Consider the following 3507-nt stretch of genomic DNA (forward strand, 5'->3'; position numbering starts at 1 on the left):
GTGTCTGAAAGTGAGGAGAATCTGACCATCAGAGTTTACAGCCGATTCAAAGATTATGAGATATACCGCTGTGCTACTACTCAGGCCACGTACAAAGATGGAAAAATAATTACTCAGAAAACTGATGGTAGAGAACTAGACTACGACCCCAGCGAAGGGCAGGACTGGAACTGGGAAGACTACAAATAATGCAGACACTACTGACAATACTATTCCTACTACTGACAACAACTGTTCTTGCGGATTCTGCTATTTGCCCCAAATACGAACGCGAGAGCTACCGCCACTGGATTGATGAAGACAAGGATTGCCAGAACGCTCGTCATGAAGTGTTGATTGAGGAGTCCCTCTCGACGGTTGAGTTCAAGACAGAGAAAGGCTGTAGGGTGGTTTCAGGGATCTGGAATGACCCGTATTCTGGCAGAACCATTACCGATGCCACCAAGCTGGATATTGATCACATGGTGCCTCTCAAGGAAGCCCATGAGTCTGGTGCAGCCAACTGGTCAAGAGAACGCAAAAGAGTCTATGCCAATGATCTGGATGATCCAGACACGTTGATTGCTGTCGACCGTCGTCTGAAACGTCAGAAGGGAGCCAAGGATCCAGCAGATTGGTTACCACCCAATCCGGCCTACCAAACCCAATATTTGAAGGCTTGGGTAGCTGTGAAGCTGAAGTGGGGATTAACGGCTGATCGGAGAAAGTTGACGGCTCTACCAGAATTACTTGGAGATCAAGTCGAGTTACCAAGAGAGGCACCTGAGATGAACTGCACTGCCATTGGGCAGTCCAGCCAGTTAACATCACCCTCAGCAAGTTTGAAAGTGGTCTGTGGGAGCAAACGCTATTGCAGACAAATGAATTCTTGTGAGGAAGCGAGAGCTTTTCTGAGTCAATGTGGACTCAGTCGCTTGGACGGTGACAAGGATGGAGTGCCCTGTGAAGTGTTGTGTGGTTAGTCAGGAAGGATCTGCGGGATGGTGCTTTTCGAAGATTAATTAAACAAATGATTGTTTACAGCAACTTTCTGAAACGCTTTGCAACGAACTTCAACTAATCATAATAGCTTGATGAAAGTTATGGATTCAGACCTCTACATCGGACCAATCAACCTAATTCGGAGGGCGAAACATGCATATTAGTTTTAGAATTATAGGAATTCTCTTCTTTCTCTTTATGGCTATCTTTTTTGATTTTCGAAATGGTGAATTGCGATTTGAAATGATAACTGGGGTATGTGAAAACTATGATTTTTCAAAGCAGGAATGTGCTTCTGGAGAAAAGTTAAGCACTGTAAGTCTGTTGCCTTTGTTTTTTGATCCACCTTCAATCTTGTTGATTTCTGTCATAACTTTTTTGGGTTCAGCCTTCAGGCAGCTCGGTGTAGTGGGCTCACTAGAAAAAGCATCACATTTGGCGAAAGATGTAGGTGAATTAGGTGCAGCCATAGGAGCAATTCATGCTTTTATGGGTGTTTTTAATGAAGCTGCCATTTCGCAAGCATTTGGCTTTGTATTTTCAGCCTACTTTACTGGGCTTAGCATTTCTTTAGTTTGTTCAGCATTAGCAAATTATCTACGATCTAAAGAGATGATTTATGCAGGATCATGACAGTTGAGGCTTTTATTTTTGATGAGATAATTGCACAGATTTGTTCAGAGAAGAGTCAATTCTGGGGGCTATCCAGTGTTGTCGCAAGACCGGTAGCTTGACGCTGCCGGTCGCGATGGGAAATGTCTCTAAATATCTTCCTCTCCCTCGCTGGTCTTCGATGCATTTGAAAGGGTAGGTGGAACAATCACAGTTCACCGTGATCCATGGACAATTAAGGATCATTGCCTAACAGCCACCCAACTTCATTATGACTTGGAGTGTGCTGGCAAATAATCATACCAATACCAGTACTTTTGAGGCTTTTGATGATGTGAAGAAGGAAGGTGTAGTCTCCGTTTTTCTCAGGGGGAATTCCCCATTCAAAACGATCAAACTCGTCTTCGCTCGGGTTGATGCCGCTGGTCCAACTCTTATTGGAAAATGGTGGGATTAGCCACAGCAAAATCAAAGGTTTTGAGTTTCCCGTCTCCATCACACCAATAGGGATCGGAAATGGTATTGCCCTTCCAAATCGAAGCGGTAGCATTTTCATGGAGAATCATGTTCATGCGGGCCAAGGCGCTCGTGGCAAAGTCCATTTCCTGACCATAGATTGAGAGGCTGCGAGGAACCTCGTCACTGGCTTTTAATAACAATGACCCAGAACCACAGGTTGGGTCATAAACCGTAGCGTTTTGGGGTGTTTGCTCATTGATTCCAATGACCTTCGACAGAATTCTGGAGACCTCCGCAGGAGTGTAGAATTAACCCTTGGATTTGCCGGATTCTGTGGCGAAGTGGCGCATCAGGTACTCGTAGGCATCACCCAACAAATCATCTCCATCTGCACGATTCGAGGACAGGTCCAGTCCCTCGAAAATCCCAATCAACTTTGAGAGACGGTCGACCGTTTCCTTGCCCGTGCCCAGACGGTCCTCGTCATTGAAGTCAGCAACATCAATCACACCTTTGAGGTCATTTCCTCGGCCAATGCGCTGATGATTTTGTTGAGCTTGTTGCCAATCTCCTTATCACCTTTGAGAGCCACCATGTCGTCAAAACTGGCCCCTTCTGGAACGACAATCATTCCGTAGGGGTCTCCCTTGTACTTGTCTGAAAGTACTTCATGAACAGCATGGTCAGCACAAAATCCTTGTACTGGCTGGCGTCCATGCTCCCACTAAGCTCGTCACAACTGGACCAAAGCGAGGAATAGAGTTCAGTTGTTTTGATTGCCACAGGACCTTCAAGAATTAAGTTGTTGAAAATAATTAGTTTCGTCTTGGAATGATCACACTTCTGCTCAGTGGACTACCAAGAATTTGGGATCAGGTAGATTTCATTCAAATAATTCTCTGCTTCATCAAAAGTTGAAAAACACCAACCACATTCTCATCGTAGTACATACCCCCATCGCTGGTGTGGATCGCCATCCAATGTGGGACTTCAGCATCATCAAACAACTCCAGCAGCTTGAAACCTTCAGATGGTCCACTGCTTCGAATATTGCTTTCAACATACGTGGTTCGATAATAGACGTCCTCTTCCTCTGTTAGTAGACTTCCCTGTTGGATCTTTTCCAGACGCTTCTCTTCCAACACCGATTCAATTAAAAAAATCCAATCTACATTGAAATCAGGAATCAGTGATCTGGAAAAGCAGACGTGGACTTCTGCGTTAACAGATGCCTCGCCGATTTGATGGTGGATCTCATCTGGAATTTCCAACATAGTTTAGTGATCTGAACTAAGAAGAATTGAGAATGGCCCTGATACTTCCGCTGACAAGATCACTTTACAATTAAAATTGTGAGCAATTGCATTTGCGCAAACCTTTCTCACAAGTTGGTGTAAAAATTCCAGTTTTTTGAAGTTTGTCTAAGATTGAGCATGAATTTAATGAAAAGATATC

Annotated in this window: 4 protein-coding genes and 1 pseudogene; 3 read left to right on the forward strand and 2 right to left on the reverse strand. The window is 44.4% G+C overall.

Features of this window, described 5'->3' with window-relative positions; genetic code table 11:
- The 3 genes from P8O70_13780 to P8O70_13790 all read left to right on the forward strand — a co-directional run.
- Positions 1–189 (forward strand): hypothetical protein (locus P8O70_13780; protein MDG2197928.1); only part of this gene is annotated, 189 nt, incomplete at its 5' end.
- Positions 189–962 (forward strand): excalibur calcium-binding domain-containing protein, encoded by a 774-nt coding sequence (locus tag P8O70_13785; protein ID MDG2197929.1) that lies wholly within the window; start codon positions 189–191, stop codon positions 960–962. The genes P8O70_13780 and P8O70_13785, both read left to right, overlap by 1 nt.
- Positions 963–1134: 172 nt before the next feature.
- Entirely contained in the window at positions 1135–1614 is a 480-nt protein-coding gene (locus P8O70_13790) for a hypothetical protein (protein ID MDG2197930.1), read from the forward strand.
- A 271-nt stretch (positions 1615–1885) separates the two neighbouring features.
- Here the strand turns inward: P8O70_13790 and P8O70_13795 are convergent.
- A pseudogene (locus P8O70_13795) lies at positions 1886–2835 on the reverse strand (class I SAM-dependent DNA methyltransferase).
- Positions 2836–2939: 104 nt separating this feature from the next.
- Positions 2940–3326 (reverse strand): hypothetical protein, encoded by a 387-nt coding sequence (locus P8O70_13800; protein ID MDG2197931.1) that lies wholly within the window; start codon positions 3324–3326, stop codon positions 2940–2942.
- Positions 3327–3507 lie beyond the last annotated feature (181 nt).

The organism is SAR324 cluster bacterium (assembly GCA_029245725.1).
Lineage (GTDB): Bacteria > SAR324 > SAR324 > SAR324 > NAC60-12 > JCVI-SCAAA005.

Coding starts and splice junctions, on each gene's coding strand:
- P8O70_13800 (MDG2197931.1), bottom strand. CDS start 3,326: ATGTTGGAAATTCCAGATGAGATCCACCATCAAATCGGCGAGGCATCT.
- P8O70_13785 (MDG2197929.1), top strand. CDS start 189: ATGCAGACACTACTGACAATACTATTCCTACTACTGACAACAACTGTT.
- P8O70_13790 (MDG2197930.1), top strand. CDS start 1,135: ATGCATATTAGTTTTAGAATTATAGGAATTCTCTTCTTTCTCTTTATG.